General features: G+C 49.6%; 11 protein-coding genes. All 11 read right to left on the minus strand.

Translation table 11 applies throughout. The annotated features are described in order from the left end of the window. Window positions 1-8: 8 nt before the first annotated feature. Window positions 9-2,933: a DUF6531 domain-containing protein gene (locus ACQ5DJ_RS08630; RefSeq protein WP_429842204.1), complete on the minus strand. Its 2,925-nt coding sequence runs from the start codon at window positions 2,931-2,933 to the stop codon at window positions 9-11. Then, a complete protein-coding gene (locus ACQ5DJ_RS08635) occupies window positions 2,818-3,369 on the minus strand; it encodes a hypothetical protein (RefSeq protein ID WP_429842083.1) in 552 nt (183 codons plus the stop codon). Before ACQ5DJ_RS08635 ends, ACQ5DJ_RS08630 begins: the two co-directional genes overlap by 116 nt. A gap of 145 nt (window positions 3,370-3,514) precedes the next feature. Then, window positions 3,515-3,982, minus strand: coding sequence for a DUF600 domain-containing protein (locus tag ACQ5DJ_RS08640; protein ID WP_429842084.1), 468 nt, complete (start codon window positions 3,980-3,982; stop codon window positions 3,515-3,517). A 13-nt stretch (window positions 3,983-3,995) separates the two neighbouring features. Beyond that, complete coding sequence (locus tag ACQ5DJ_RS08645; protein ID WP_429842085.1) at window positions 3,996-6,683, minus strand: DNA/RNA non-specific endonuclease; 2,688 nt, start codon at window positions 6,681-6,683, stop codon at window positions 3,996-3,998. Window positions 6,684-6,696: 13 nt separating this feature from the next. After that, on the minus strand, window positions 6,697-7,119 hold the full coding sequence (locus ACQ5DJ_RS08650; protein ID WP_015892706.1) for a DUF4280 domain-containing protein: 423 nt from the start codon (window positions 7,117-7,119) through the stop codon (window positions 6,697-6,699). Then, the gene (locus ACQ5DJ_RS08655) at window positions 7,106-7,657 is read right to left on the minus strand and encodes an imm11 family protein (protein WP_429842086.1); all 552 of its coding nucleotides are present in this window, start codon (window positions 7,655-7,657) and stop codon (window positions 7,106-7,108) included. The genes ACQ5DJ_RS08650 and ACQ5DJ_RS08655 overlap by 14 nt, the downstream gene beginning before the upstream one ends. Further along, a complete protein-coding gene (locus tag ACQ5DJ_RS08660; protein ID WP_429842087.1) occupies window positions 7,654-8,799 on the minus strand; it encodes a pentapeptide repeat-containing protein in 1,146 nt (381 codons plus the stop codon). The genes ACQ5DJ_RS08655 and ACQ5DJ_RS08660 overlap by 4 nt, the downstream gene beginning before the upstream one ends. Before the next feature lie 72 nt (window positions 8,800-8,871). Next, a complete protein-coding gene (locus ACQ5DJ_RS08665; RefSeq protein WP_429842088.1) occupies window positions 8,872-10,296 on the minus strand; it encodes a contractile injection system protein, VgrG/Pvc8 family in 1,425 nt (474 codons plus the stop codon). Continuing rightward, window positions 10,293-10,961, minus strand: coding sequence for a hypothetical protein (locus ACQ5DJ_RS08670; protein ID WP_429842089.1), 669 nt, complete (start codon window positions 10,959-10,961; stop codon window positions 10,293-10,295). The genes ACQ5DJ_RS08665 and ACQ5DJ_RS08670 overlap by 4 nt, the downstream gene beginning before the upstream one ends. A 14-nt stretch (window positions 10,962-10,975) precedes the next feature. Then, a complete protein-coding gene (locus tag ACQ5DJ_RS08675; protein ID WP_429842090.1) occupies window positions 10,976-11,755 on the minus strand; it encodes a DNA and RNA helicase in 780 nt (259 codons plus the stop codon). 44 nt (window positions 11,756-11,799) lie between these two features. Continuing rightward, the gene (locus ACQ5DJ_RS08680) at window positions 11,800-14,472 is read right to left on the minus strand and encodes a molecular chaperone (protein WP_429842091.1); all 2,673 of its coding nucleotides are present in this window, start codon (window positions 14,470-14,472) and stop codon (window positions 11,800-11,802) included. Window positions 14,473-14,502: the final 30 nt, after the last annotated feature.

Raw genomic sequence — 14,502 nt, forward strand, 5'->3', positions numbered from 1 at the left:
AACCTGAGTCAGGTCTTACCGTTCCATGTCATGGAGGTGCGCACGTATTCAGCATCATAGGTGTAGCGCGCTTGTCCAGCGCGAACGAGACGATTGCGGGCATCGTACACATATGCATCTGGCTGTTGCTTGCCCGGTAGCAGTAGCAGATTGCCGTCCTCGTCATACTGAACGGTTTGACCATCTACCGTGTCCAGTCGGTTGTCCTTGGCGTACGTCATCGCCGTAGCAAGACTCGAACCTGAGTCCCCGATCGCGGTAATATTCCCGCCCTGGTCATACGTATAGAGAATCTTGCGTCCTGCCATGGCTCCGCTCGTCAGGCGCCGCAGGGCATCATAGGTGTACTGCTTTTCTTCCTCTTGCATGATCTGCCCGAGCTCGTTGTACACAAACCGATATTGCTGGAGCATGACGCCTTGTGCATTCTGATCCCAAAGACGCAGAAGCTGTCCGGCTGCTTCATAGTGACGCTGCTCTACCGTGCCGTTCGGTCGCTCTGTGCGGATGAGGTGGTAATTTTCATCGTAGGTGTACCTTGTGACACGACCTGCCCAGTCTGTGACAGCGGTCAATTGACCTGCGAGATCATAGGTATAGCCAACCGTCTTGCCATCTGGATAGACGAGCGTTGCCAGTCTGCCTCCCGCATCGTAGGTGTACTGTAGCGTATATCCATACTGATCTGTGCTGGAGACGATTCGTCCCAAAAGATCGTAAGTACGGCGCTTGGTGTCTTTACCGTCCTCCTTGACACTCACGACTCGACCCTCGGCGTCGAAAGTCCTACGGACAGTCCCCGCTTCGTCCTGCTGCTCAATGAGCTGTCCGGCTGCATCGAAGCGGTAGTGCGTTTCTTGTCCGCGCGCATTGGTCTTGTCGGTCAGCCATCCGCGCTTGTCATAGCGGTAGGTCGTTCCTTCTCCGGTAGCATTGCGTTCAGCTAAAAGTAAACCACTGGCATCATAGGAGAGCATGGTGGCATTGCCATTGGCATCCGTATAGCTCGTTAGACGGCCTTCTGCGTCGTATTGCTGCTTGTAGACGGCTGCTTCATTTTCCAATACCTCTGTCAGTCGTGCGGCTGCATCGTAGGAGAATTTGTTTTTTTGTCCAGCCGCATTTGTTGTGGCAATGACTTGATGGAGCTTGTTGAATTGGTATTGGGTTGTTCGTCCGAGTCCGTCAATATGGGCAAGAATATTGCCTGCGCCATCATAGGTGAGTCCGCTCACCTTCTGTCCGGTTGCATCATAGACAGCCAGTAAACGCCCCGCCGCATCGTATTCATAGCGCTGAGTGTTCCCCAACGGATCGGTGACAGACGTCACTCTGCCCATGGCATCGCGTTCGAGACTGGTCTTCGCCCCGGTTGTGTCTACTACCCCAACGATCTGCCATTCCTTGTCATACTCATAACGAGTGGCTTCACCATAGGCATTCGTAATGGATTCTACTTTTTCCGTAATCGTGTAGCCGATCTTCGTCGATGCTCCGGTAGGCGTTGTCTCCTCTACTCGGCAATCCTGTGTATCGTAGGTGAAGGAATGTATCCTTCCGAGAGGATCTGTGACACCGACAAGATTATCATTGGCATCGAATACCTGACGTAGCGAACCCCCAAAAGCATCTGTAAAGGTTGTCATCCTGCCTGTAGGGTCGAAGCCGACGCGGAAGATGCGGCCTTCTGGGTCTTGAGCGGAAACAAGCATTCCCTGTCCATCGTAGTGATAAGTGGTTTTTGCTCCTGTAAAATCAATATAAGTGCTTCTTTGCCCGTGTTCGTTATACCCGATGGAAGAGGTGCAGCCGTCTGGTCTTGTCATGCTGACCAGCCGCTCGTGTTCATCATAGGCGAAAGTCGTGACTCCGCCTTCCGCGTCTTCTTCTGTTGTCATGAGGTCTTTTTCGTTGTACGTATACGTCGTTGTATTGCCAAGAGGATCTGTCTCTTTTATCAGATTCCCGCGATTGTCATACGTATAAGTGGTTGTCTCACCCGCTCCGTTTGTCTCAGCAGTGGTTTGGCCCCACTCATTATAGGAGTATTTAGTGACCGTTCCATCCTTCTCCGTCTTCTCCAGCAAATGGCCATTGTCGTCATGAACCATAACCTCGACATTCCCATTGCCATCTGTGAAGGTCGTGACCATCATGCCAGGGCGGCTCTCGGTATCGTAGTGAATATAACCTGGGATGCCTGCTGCGTCTGTCTGGCAGATGATGCGTCCTTCTTCGTCAAACGTATTCGTGTAGACGATGACGCCATCGGATGCCAGAGATTCCAATTGGTCATTTCCTGTATAGGACAAGTCAGTGACAACACCATTGGGATTGGTGTAGCGAGTCATCCTGCGGTCGGCATCATACGAAAAGCGAAGGGAACGAGTCCCATCGGACAATGCTGACACCAAACCATCCGCCCCATACTCCAGTGAAAACGCTCGACGACTCCGCTCTTCTGTCAAGCGATTCAGCCTGCCATGCTGGTCATAGCTGAAGAGCAGCGACATTCCGGCAGACACCGTATGACGAAGTGCTTGTCCATTTCTGGCAAAATCGTACGTCTCTCTCGTTTCCTTGACCCACAGCGTATAGCCGTCTTGTCTTTCCCGCAGTTCGTCAAAAAAGACATCCGCATCGCTGGACCGGTATAAGCCGTCCTGAACACGAGTAAAGGTATTGGCGCGGCCAGCATTCCACCAAACCGTAATTTCTTCGCGTGTCTCATCCAGGAATTCCAGGCGCATTTCGTAGTTGTGTGTCCATGCTTTGCCCAGTGCTCCCTCTTGCAAAAGCAAGGAGTTGTAATGCAGCTCAAACGTCCACATCTCCGCGCCATACAGCTTGAGGGCTGGATGAACAATAAACTGCGCTCCGGTGCCTGCATGGATAGGGTCTCGAAGGCAACTTTTCAGCTTCGCTTTTTTGATGTTCCGCTTTTTTGATGTTCCGCTTTTTCAGTCTATTGGTGTTCTTCTTCGTCACACGAACTTTTTTACGGCGCCCGGCAATTCCCGTTACGGTTGAGAAAACACCATCCGTCGCATAATCCAATGCCTCAGATCCGGCTTCCTTGATCACTTCTTTCACAACGGGCTTCTGCATGAACTTGCCAAGCATACTCTTCTTCAGCTTCTGCACAGCAGCAAGCTTGTCCATACTCTCCTGAATGTTCCGCGCAGCAGTGACGACCTTGCCTTTCACCGCACTTGCTGCTTTAGCAGTCGCCTTGACCGCTTTTGATACACCCAGTGCTTTGTCCGCTGCCTTGACCGCTTTCGTTGCCTTGGTCATCGCTTTTGTTGCCTTCACTGCTTTCGTCGTCAGCTTGGCCGCAGGCACTGCCGTACCCGCACATTCGCTCATTTGATTTTGAGCATGGAAAAAAGGCCGACTCCATCTTATTGTTGAAAGATGGAATCAACCTTCGAAAGTTTATCATGTGATAGTTATGTTACTTATTGTACGTGCTTTTTATTGTAATGTTCGGTTCTTTTTTAGTACATTGTCCTTATAATTTTCCACCCATTTCTTCGAACCAATCATTGAATATATGACTAGGTAATTTTTCAGGATCATTCGTATACTTTATCTCGTAACTGTATTGAGCTTTTAATTTGTTCTCAGATACGTTATAAACCAATTTCATCTCTGTGGGCATTTCCCTGTTATTTTTCTTACATAAATCACTAATTTCACGTAAGTTTTTATTAAGAATATTGAGTAAAGTTACTTGTCTCTCTTTTGATATATCGTAGATAGGTCTTGAATTACTATTAGTGTCTAATACTGCATCATTTACCTTGTGTTTTTTAACAATAGCCTTGTTAATTTGATAAAATACATCTGTACTAAATTGTCCATACTCATTCGAAGCATATATATATATCATATCAGCTTTATTATTTACATACTCAAGACAAATGGACACCATATCTGCCTGTAGTTCTGAAAAATAATCTTCAAACACTTTTGTCATAGTCCAATCTCCTTTAATTTACTAAATCAAACACTTTCAGCTCACCATCTATTATGTAACTTACATTAAAACTGGACGGTCGAAGCGAATCTCCCTCATAATTTACTTTTACATCAACAGACACTTGTTTAGGCGGATTCTCTTTTAAAGCTCTTGCCCATTCATTTTCAATTTTCTTATAAGTACTGAGATTAACCTTACTTGACTGGGATACAAGGTTATCGATATCTGGTGAACCACCAAACCTATCACCTGCCAAATGCCCTGCATGGTCACCAGGTTCCTTACCTGGCGTATTTGACTCATGTGGTAATCGTTCATCTCTTGCAGTTAATTTTAGATCATCTGTTTTAAAGCTTTCAATTCTTCCTAGATGATCAGTTTCATAGTCATATTTGTGTTCACCTGCTTTATACTGCACGTTCGGTTTAAGTTTTCCTGTTTCATCAAATGGATTATCAACAAATGTTTTATTAGGAACATTTCCCGATCCATCAATTTCAGGCGGCTTCTCCGGCGGCTTTTGATTCGGCTTCTGCCCATTCGGTCCCCCATATGTTTCGCGCCACTTCAGTTGGTTCTCCGTAGGGGCAAGCTCCACCACATCTTTTTTATTCGAGAATTTTACTGGAAACCCTTCCGCCAACTGTAACTGTGGGCCTAAACTGTCCGCTACATTCTGCAAGCCTTCTTGCATATCATCCCGCAGCTTCCTAGCTTTTTGCTTGAGCTGTTCTTTCATCTGTGTAGCCTTGTTGATGACAGCATCTTTTGCGGCCATGACGCTAGCGTACAACTGCTCCTTGATTCGCTGGACGGCTTGCATCACATCCATCTCGTCTAGTGTTTTGCGGGCAGCCGTCCAGACCTTCCCTACGGTGCTTTCGACGGCATTTGCTACCGTCTTCACTACATCCGCCGCTGAGTCTGCTACCTCAAGCACTTTCTGTCCCGCTTTCGTTCCCTTTAGTGCTTTATGCGCTTTGGCTCCCAGCTTGGCTCCGGTTGCCGCCCAGCCCGCAAAAGGGATACACGCTGCCAAAGATAGCGCTGCTCCTGCATAGTCTCCACGTGCTAGCGAGATTCCTGCATTCGCCAAGTCCGCTATTTCTCCCAGACCCGGAATGAGTCCCACAACATCCAGCGCTAACTGTACACCATCCAGAAATCCACCCCAGCCAGACTCTTCCTCTTCCTGCTGCTCCTCTTCCTCTTCTTCCTCCTCCTGCGGCAAATCCTCCACAACCACAGGCGCCTTCGTCAGCCCGACCATCTCAATCTTCGGCGCTTGCAGATCCACTTCCCCGTCCAAAATCATGCTGCTGGTGCTGCACATGAGGTAGATCGCTTCCTTGGCCTTGATCTCAACCTTCGTATCTGACGTAATCTCCATATCCTTTTCCGAGGAAAATACGATCGGATGCATGCTATGAATCTCAATGCCGTCCTCTTCATGCAGCTTGATAAAAATATTTCCTTCCTTGCTCTCCTTGGCAGTAAGAACGAGCTCCTTGCCGCCCATCATCAGCTCTTTGCCAAAGTTGGTTCCCCAGTACTTGATGCCGGGATTGCCCGTCTTCGCCGTGCTGCCCCCGCCTTTTCGCACGGAGCTGACTGCCATGGCACCTTCTTCATCTGGTGTGGAGAAGTACAGCTTGACGGAGTCACCCATTTGCGGCATGCAGTGAAAGCCGCTGTTGCCCTCTGCTGAATAGACCGTGGCATACGGGAACCAGCTCGCCTTTGCCTTGGGCTGCTTCGGATCGATGTCGAGGTGGATTTTGACGGTGTCCTTGTGGATGTCGATGATCTTGCCTTCCAGGGCAGCGCCGCATATGTCGTCGTTACGGATAGGGTTTTGGCGGATGCCTGCTTCGGGCATGAGTTGATAGGTGTGAATGAGAAGGGCATGGTCGATCCTTGTTGTTGACCCGGCGACGACCAGCTCTTTGCCTTGGTAGTTCACGCGGTCTCCGAGCTGGAGGACCTGTCCGCTTTCTACTTCATAGGTGAGAAAATCGTTTTCCGACATACCTGCCGCGTAGCCGTTTTCTGTCGTTTCCATATAGGGCGACAGCCTTTTGCTAATGGTGTAGCTCGCGTCTGTCAGTTGGGCAGTACGTCCCTCGGGTAAGCCGAACCAGAATTTTGGCTTATCCGCGACAGCCTCGGAGACGAGAATAGAGCCGAAACGGGAGGCCAATCGCTTTAAAAACTCCCAATCTGTCTCCTGATACTGGATGGCGATGGTCCCAAGCGGCGCTCCGTTCGAAGCATGGTCCAAATAATCCGAGCCAGGATAGTCCTTTGTGATTTCATCCAGCAGACTGGCATACGTCATTTGTTTATGCTGAAAAGAGCGCATCTTGCGCTGTCCGTCCATTCGCTGCGTGTGCGAGACCGCTTCGAGCTCCAAATGGTACACGCCGTGAACAAAGTTCACACTGACGGAATCCACGAGTCCTTTGAATAATGTCTTCGTAAGTGAACCGTTTTCCACCAAATTCAGCGCGACTGTATCCTCACTCGTCGCCATCTCAATGTAGCGGTCGCTTTTTTCCTCCGGGATGATACCGGTGACGAACAGTCTCGCGTGCTCATTGACTTTCTTCACGATTCTGACATCTTGCAGGCTTTGGATTTCAAAGGGTGAGACCAACTGAATATTCTCATATCCAGCCAGCTTCTCTGTCGTATTCATACAATCCCCCTCACTATTGCTCCTGTCCGTCGTCTTCGATGCGAATGCAGCCTCCATATATGCACATGTTCGTGCTGGTGTTTAACAGGGCGGGATGATTTTCCACGAGTACATCTGCCTTGCCATCGATCCAGGGCATGGTGACTACTGGAATGCATGGCATCGGCTTGAGTACGCCGTTGTTGGCAGCAGTTGCAGCTGCAACAGTTGGATTTTTCTCGCATTTGCATTTGCCGAACGGCATGATGTTCACTTGCGGCATATAGTCATTCACGTTCATCTGTGCCTGATTGCGAATGTACACGCCATGACTAAACGGCGTTTTCAGCTTGTTCTTCTGGCTCCCGTAGTCGCACGTGAGAATTGCCCCTGCCACGACGTAGCTTTTCTTCGGAGCCGACGACGGTACAACATCGACATCTTCAATCATGGGCATGACTCATTCTCCTCCCTGCTTGCTCTGCTTTTTTCAAGCGGATACCGAAAAAGTCCCGGCGCAACAAAGCCTCTGCCAGCCGCAAATCGATGATGATATACGGTTCGCGAATCCCTTCGATTTGAAAAATCGTATGGCGTCCAATCTTGTCTGGATCGAGAACCAGCCTTTTGAGTGAGCCGTCCCTGTGAAACTCGCTTTGCTCGGACAGGCAGTTCACACGAGGCAGGATCATCAGCCAGTACAAATTCTGTTTAATCCGCTCCCTGTCTACCAGCACGACGGATTTGACGAACAGCTTCGGTGCGAACTTGTGGATGATTGTCTTTAAGCGGTTGGAATAGAGCGGGATCGGTCTGTCGAGAAAATCCAGGTAGTCATTTTCTTTCTTTTGCTTGATGTCGAACTGGATGACGGCCTCGTCTAGCTCCTCCTGATATTCTGTGGTGAGCCACTCCTGCCTGATGACGTCAAAAACGCCCGTAGGCTCTACTGCACTCGCGATTCGCTCGTCCTGTGACAAGATGAAATAATTCATGCCCGACTCCCCTCTCGCCAAATGACATGTCGCTCCTGAAGCTCATCTAAAAGAATGGACTCCCTGGCCTCCTCCGAGAAAACGGCTCTCTCCAGAAGCGCGCCGCTAAAATTCGCTCCGGTCAAAATCGCATCTGTAAAGTCTGCTCCGCGCAGATCGGCTCCAGTAAAATCAGTCCCGGTCAAGTCCGCCCCGACGAACAAGACGCCATCAAAGCCGGGCGTCTCCCACGCATCTGGTTCCAACAAACCCCTTGGCCCGGATGCTTCACGAAAGCTCGCGCCTAGCAGATTCGCTCCGGTAAAATCCGCTCCATGAATGAGACTGTCTCCGAAATCAACCGCTTTTAGCTGGGCACGATGCCATCTCGTCCCGACCAAAACACTTTCGCGAAGGGTCGCTTTCGTTAGCTGACTGTCAGAGAGGTCCGAATAACGAAGATCAAGACCATCGAATTGCCCTTGCCCCAGATCGAGGCCAGCCAAAACCTTGTAGCCGTATTCCAGCTCTTGCTTTTCTTCCAGCCAGGCACGGATCATCTCGGAATCTTTGTGGCGAGTGTCCAGACAGTACACGATCTCGCTTTGATCCAGATATTCTCCGACACGCACCTCCAGCTCTGGCTCTTTGTCCACCTGTTGAAAGACTTCCAGCTGAACAGCCTGCACCATGGCATAACGGATCAGGTGAACGACATATTGATGAAACTTCTCTGCCTCCACGAGCTTGATCCGTTCGATATCGGGAAGTCTTACGTGTCCGGCATACGCTCTGGCAGCCTCGTTCCATTGGTCTGCGAGCCGATCCAAAAAGTGGAATGCCCAGCTCGCATCATAGCTGGTTTGACACTCTACCGGATCGAAAAACCAACTGCTGTCCGTAGCTTCCAGCAAATAATGACTGCTTCCAAGAAGAAGCTCCGTCCGCAGCATGGAATAGGTCAAGTGCGCCAGTTTGCCCTTTGTCCCTTGCTCCTGCTTATCAACCACACGTCGGCATATGGCTTCAAATGAACGAAGAAATTCTTTTGCGAGCCTCTCTTTATTCGCCTGATAGTAAGCATCCAAGGCATGCAGGCTGGCAATGGTTCTCTTCGGCACCTCGTGCTCCTTGAAATGCTGCAAGGCTTCCTCTCTCTCCATGCCAATCCCCCCTTCTTCTCACCGTTTTTGCATACACCAAACACACGGTTACCCGCGTGGCAACCATGTGTGTCAATTGGTTTTGAGCTCCTGCCCGACGATGCTTGTATTTCCGTCCATCTTGATGTTGCTCTCTTTGCAGGTGAGACTGATCTCCTCTTTCGCCGAGATAATCACCTTCGTGGCAGAGTCCATCAAAATGTCCTTTTCGGAGACAACCTTGATATTTTTTTTGCTAAAAATCTGGATGCCGTCCGCGTCGGTCATGCGAATGAGGATTTCCCCGTCCTTTGCGCTAAGCAATACCTCCGACGGGCTGAACATCAGTTCTTTTCCATTAGCCGTACGGAAGTATTTGATATCGGGATTCCCGAGCTTGTTCGTTTCGCCCTCGTCTGAATTTTTCCGGACAGAGCTGATCGCAATCCCGTCACTTTCCTTGTTGCTCGGAAAATAGACGCGGACGTAGTCATCGAGCTCCGGCATGCAATACCAACCGCTGTTTCCTTCGGCCGTATAAACCGAAGAGTACGGGAACCAATGCGCTTCACTCTTGCTCTGGCTCTCATCGATATCGAGGTGGATTTTGACGTTGTCTTTGGAAACCTCAATAACTTTCCCCTGTACTGATGCCCCTACAATGAGCGAATTGTGGAGCGGCTTTTGGCTCATTCCTTTTTTGGACGCAAGCAAATACTTATGCTTGAGCAAGCCTTTCTTCATCTCGGTATGGGCCTCATACACATACAGGCTCTTCCCTTTGAAATCCACACCGTTGCCCAAATCGAGCACGCGATCCGTCTCTACTTCGTAAAAGATGTAGTCATTTTCATCCACGCCATTGACCCCGTTTTCCGAGGAATGGCGGTATTCATTCAAATTTTTGCGCACCCGATAGTGAAAATCGTCCAGCTTGCCTTTCGATGCACCCTCTGGCACACCAAAGCTGAACTTCGGCTTTTCAAAAACGGATGCCGGCATCAGTCCAGTCTGAAAACGCGAAGCAAGTCGCTTCAGAAACTGCCAATCCGTCTCCTGATACTGCATGGTAAAGGAGCCCAGCTTCCCACCATTGGAGGCCATGTCCATAATGTCCATGCCTGGGTATTCTCCTGCGATTGTTTTCAAAAGGGCACCGTAGGTCATGGCCTTGTTTTGAAACGAACGGCTCTTGCGCTTCACGTCGAGATTGTACGTAGGCGAGACAGCTTCGACGTACAAATAATAAACGTCCCGTACGGCTTTGATGCCTATCTCCAGAACTATCCCAGCAAAAAGCGGTGTGGCGTTTCCGTCGCTATCCACTTGACTGATTTCGATCGGGGTCTGTGCTTCTGTCATTTCTACATAGCTGTCCTTCAATTCTTCTGGTACGATCCCCGTAAATGTCAGGCGGGCATGCTCATTAATCTTTTTTGTAATCGTCAGTTCTACCAGATGCGTCAATTGATAAGGAGAGATTTGCAAATTGTTGTAGGCAATGACAGGAAGACTCATATTTTCCCTTCTCCCTTCCCATTTTCATTCGAATTGGTGGATACGAGCGACAAGGAATCCATGATCCCCCAACCTACTGGCTTCCAGTCCGACAGCTCCTGCTCCGTGCAATTGAACGTGCAGAGAAGAGCGCGTCCCTGTAGGGAGACAAAGCTGATCAGGTTGTAAATGTCCGTATCCAATGCAGGCGCAACAAACTCGAAAAACCCGACGCTGGTCCCCGCAATCTCACGTATTCCTTCCTCCTGCCAACGAGCGAGCGGCTGAGTTCTCCGCAAAACCTGCTTCATGACATCCATGAAGGTCTTCAGCTGTGCAGGAGAATCGGTCAGCTTGCTCTCGGTATAGGTAAAAGCCAGGTTAATCGACGCCGTTTCGTTCGTATAAATCAGGGAAGGCCTGCGTTCCGATGGATACTTCAGCGCTGCTACTTCTGGACTCATAATGGAAAATGTCTTCGGGAGTCTAATCTGTACGAGATCGTCGAGGACGCGCTTGTCCTCCATGGGAATTCTCTCTTCACCGACTGTAATCAATGATTTGTTCACCACATCCAGTCGGTTTTTGCCCTTTGGACCAAAACGTATTGCTGCTGGCTGTGCATCCTCACCGGAGAGCTCATTCAACATGCCGATAATGCTTTCATCCATGCGCGCCATTTCCATTCACCATCCTCTCGTTAATCAACAATAACCCGCTGACGCCCGCCTGATTTCCACTCCGTTTTTGAGGACTTTCCGCCACTCTTGGCGTCATCCAATATGCGTGCGAGGTATTTGAGAATCTGCAGGTTCGTGTACTCGCGGTAACCAGTCCCCAGTCTGTTGCCTATATAATGAAGAATGAGCCCCCGCTCTACCCTGTCCGCATTCAAGCACTGCATGGCAAAAGCGAGATCATACGGGTGATTGGTGACCGTTTTCAGCATTTCATTCCCAAAATACCGCAGGATGAAAGGAGCAAGTGTTGGCTCGTTTCTCCCGGCATGTTCGACATGCACGATATTCCACGTATTGAATTCGGTCGCCATATCGGCTAAATCTTGATAATCACCGCGAAGCCTCGCCCCTTGCTTGAGCTTGAAGCGCCCCAGCTCCCTTTCATCCTGACGTGACTCTATCTCCTGATCGAGAACATACGACGTCTCGTAAACGTAATAGTCGGTCAGCGAAGTCTCCTCGTGAAAGCGAATCTTGAGCACCGTCTCCATACCTGTGGCCTCGTAAGGGACACGCTCTTCGCGGTCGAATAAGTAAATCCGTCCTTGATGCTTGACGATTCCTCTGCCGACAGTGAGGTGCCCTTCGCCTATCGATACATCCACCCCGGAAATAATGCCGTCTGTATAATCCTGAAAGTGTAAATCTACAAAATGCCGCGGGTAATCACGCAGATTTTCAAGCATCTCTCGCTTGAGAATTCGCCCTTTATGAAAATTGGGATAGAGATGGGAAAACACCGCTGTTCCCCCTTCCTGTTCATTTAAGCTGCCTGGTTACTTGATCATTTCATCCCGTCAAAGAAATCCAGCTCGGACAAGTCACTCTCAAAAGCAAAGAAAACCTTTTTTCCCAAAGCAAGCTGTTCATTCAGACGAGCTACTGGCACGACATGGAATCCCCACTCACTGCCGCTCGCAAAAACGAAGTATTTCGACTCGCCATTTTGAATCGAGTCAGTCTCATCCTGCGGGATATGCGTTCCGTACTTGCTTGCGATGTCCTCATACAACACGTTTTTATATTGAGCAGGCTCATCCATGTACAAGTACCGCTGGCGCAGCTGGCCGTCATTTTCCTTGAGATAAAATTCGACTTCGCTCACGCCGTAGGGACGCGAGATAGAGCCATGCACGAGACTCAGCTTTTCCTGACTGTGAATAAGCACTCTCTCTTGCTTGTTATGAGTGAAGGCGGTCACGGAATACGGGACGATCGGCGCATGATTCGTAATTTGCGCTTCGATGAAGCCTGCCTTTTTGGCACTTTGATAGCGCAGTGCTCCACGTAAGCAAGACAGCTTCAGGTCTGGCACCTTGCCCGCATCCTCCGACTTTTGCCGGAACTCGATACTGCGTCCAGGGACAAACTCTTTGAGGGCTTCACGGAAAACATCAATCCGGCACGACTGCCCAGTCAGCTTGATGATCGAGAAGTCAGCCAGCCTTCCCTGTTGGTAAAAATCGTCCAAGAAGACGCGCAAAATCTCGTAAATGTCCGCCTTGATCAGGTGATTGATCTCTTTGGCGTTGAAGACGACATCCGGAAAATCAAACACATCCCGGAAGCGACCATCCTCCCGTATCGACAACACCCATCGCTCGACTGCCGTCAGCTTTAGATCAGGCTCTTGACGATTTTCTGTATCGGATGTGAAGCGATTGCGCAGAATGCCGGTCTGACGGAAAAATTCTTTTTTCATGTGGTCAGCAAGGTCCCACAAAAAGTGAAAATTGTTGCGGACACGCTGATACTCGTCCCGGCTTTTGTTCTCGTACTCCTTGTAGCGAGTCGGTAAAATCGCCTCGGCTTCCCGATATCTCGTCGCGAAGCGTTCATAGATGGAGTCGACGCCGTATTCATCCACGTACCGGAATATTTCCGATCCAGGGATGTCGATGATCTGGTCGATGTCGGTCACTTGCCGCCCTTTTCCGTAATAGTCCGCGAAGACGATTTTCATAAATTGCATGATGCGATACGTAATGTTGTTGCCGCCAAAATTGGTGTCGCCGTTTTCATAGGTCGTATCGATATCGATGCGATAGGAGATATGTCCATCCTCAATCCGGAAATGGCAGGATGACAGATCCGTCGTTCCTCCGCCGCAATCGATGACGAGCGCTTGATACGTTTCCCCGTCCAGAAAGCTGTTTTTGTCAATTTGATCCGCAATCGTGTTAAACAGGACAGCCATTCCTTCATCGAGGGCGTGCTCTGATTCGATGCGATACTCAGGCAAAATCTCGGTGAACATCTCAAGAAACTGTGTTTTCAGCTTGACCGGACTTGTGATATGCAGATGACGAAAGCGGCATTTGAATTGATGCTCGGCCATTTGAATGACGTGAAGAAGGTACTGGCGCAGGATATCGCTTCGTTTCACAGTGGCGGTATTCCCTTGGCTGTCCATGACCTCTTCGATCTTGTGATAGCTGTTCACCCAGCGTTTGATGCCTTGAAACACGGTCGCGTTCGTGCTGTATCCGTTCTTTTTCATGTGCCGCAGTGCTTCATAACCGATGTGAAAACGAACGTCATGTGGGGAGGAGCAATCCGCCACGCTGACAGCCGTGGGTAGCACCTCGATCCATTCCTCGTTCTTTTGCGTTGTATCGGGGAAAGAGACGTAATTGATCGCATTCAAGCGTATGCGTCCATTCAACAAGTCGTTGCTAGAAGGGGAGCTGACATACTGATGGTCAAGAAAAACACCCGCTGTCGTCGAGGAGGTACCAAAATCAATCGCGAGAACGGCATCTGTTTCTTCCAATTCCCTGATCTCGAGGTCATTCACCGGTACTTTGTAGTAGTGGAGATTGACAGGCGGCAACGGATGGTCCTGATGATACGCCTTGTACAAATACTCTGAATCCTGCTTGCGAAAAAAGAGCAGGCTGTAGTTTTGATTGACGGTTTTTCTCAATGGCGCATCCTGGTGAGCGTGCAGCGTAAAATGCCCCGCTCTCCTATCGTCTTTGTCTTTATGCAGATGCAGAATGCCACATAGCTCCATATGGTCATTCACCAAAAGCACATTGGATTCGGACAAGCCCTGGGAGGATTCGACGCGATAGTTGTCCAGCCTGTCAATGGCGAGACCCATGTACAAGCACATCTTCGCTGGAATTTTGATCGCATCTACACCTGGCATCGGTGTGTTTAAATATTTGTGGAGTACAGCTTCGAGGCGTTCAATACCACCTGGAACAGCCCGCTCAATCAGAAGGTTTTCTTCTGCCCCACGAAAACGCAGAAGCGTTTGCAGCAGTCCCTCCCGATCGAGATTGTTCACGACAGAGCCGACCAGTTTTTCCTTGTAGCAAATATTGCGGAGCTGAAAGGTCGTCATCTCCATCAGCTCGTCCCGTGTGTAGGTCGCTTCGCCTGGATAATTGCGTTGATTTCCATCCCCGCTGCCTTTTTGGAGATGAAGCTTATATGAATAGGTAGTCATCCCAACTCTCCTCTCTCCCGACCTTCGTTG

Origin of the sequence: Brevibacillus sp. FIR094, assembly GCF_050477165.1 — a bacterium.
GTDB lineage: Bacteria > Bacillota > Bacilli > Brevibacillales > Brevibacillaceae > Brevibacillus.